Source organism: Treponema sp. UBA785 (assembly GCF_002297065.1).
Classification (GTDB): Bacteria; Spirochaetota; Spirochaetia; order Treponematales; family Treponemataceae; genus Treponema_D.
Window position 1 is genome coordinate 1 of sequence record NZ_DBJD01000063.1, and the last position, 897, is coordinate 897.

Genomic DNA, 897 nt, shown 5'->3' on the forward strand with positions numbered 1-897 from the left:
AAAAAACCGATTCCGTTTCTGGACAGTTTTTTAGGCGCTTTTTTTGTGGTGTTTTTCCTAACCGCTTTTTTATTTTTCCGAAAGCATTTTAATCTCGGCTTCCGTAAGCTCGCGGTAAGAGCCAAGCTCAATCGCCGGATCAAGGAAAAGCCCGCCCATTTTTATTCGTTTTAGGTAGACAACCTCATTTCCAAGCTGGGCGAACATTCTTTTTACCTGATGAAACTTTCCTTCAAAAATCGTAAGCAGGCACTCAGTTTTTCCGCTGGAATTTTTTTCAGCAGCAAGAGAAAGCCTTTCAGATTCTACGTTCTCTCCAAATTTTCCGTCTTCATCCCGCCATTTTAATTCGGAAGGAGCGCATTCAAAGCCGTCTTCGTTTTGTTCCCGGTCAATCCAAAAGCCTTTTTTAAAAATTTCGCAGTATTTTTGCTTTTCTTCCAAAGTCAAAGAATCGCGCAAACCGACCGCATAGGTTTTTGGAACGTGAGTTTTCGGCGAAAGCAGCGAATGTGTAAGTTTTCCGTCTGTCGTCAAAATCAAAAGACCTTCAGTGTCAATGTCGAGCCGTCCCATGCAGTGCAAGTCGCCGCCCAAAAATTTGTGCCGCAAATTTTCATCCAAAAGGTCAAAAACGGTCGAATGTTCGCCGTCCCTGTTTGCGCAGACAACATTTTTGCATTTGTTGAGCATAATATAAAGGTCGCGCTGTAAAAATATTTTTTCACCGCCAATTTCGAGGCTATCCGAGTCAATTTCAACTTTTGTGGCAGGATCTGTCACGATTTTCCCGTTCAAGCTCACCAAACTTTTATGGCAAAGCCTTTTTACGTCCTTTCGAGTTCCAAAACCGTGGTGCGCCAATATTTTATCGAGTCTTTCCGCAGGCATTTTTTT

1 protein-coding gene is annotated in these 897 nt (G+C 42.6%); it reads right to left on the reverse strand.

Annotated elements, in window-relative coordinates:
* Positions 1 to 69: 69 nt before the first annotated feature.
* A partial coding sequence (locus B2X33_RS05315; protein ID WP_414717807.1) for a pseudouridine synthase occupies positions 70 to 897 on the reverse strand: 828 nt, incomplete at its 5' end.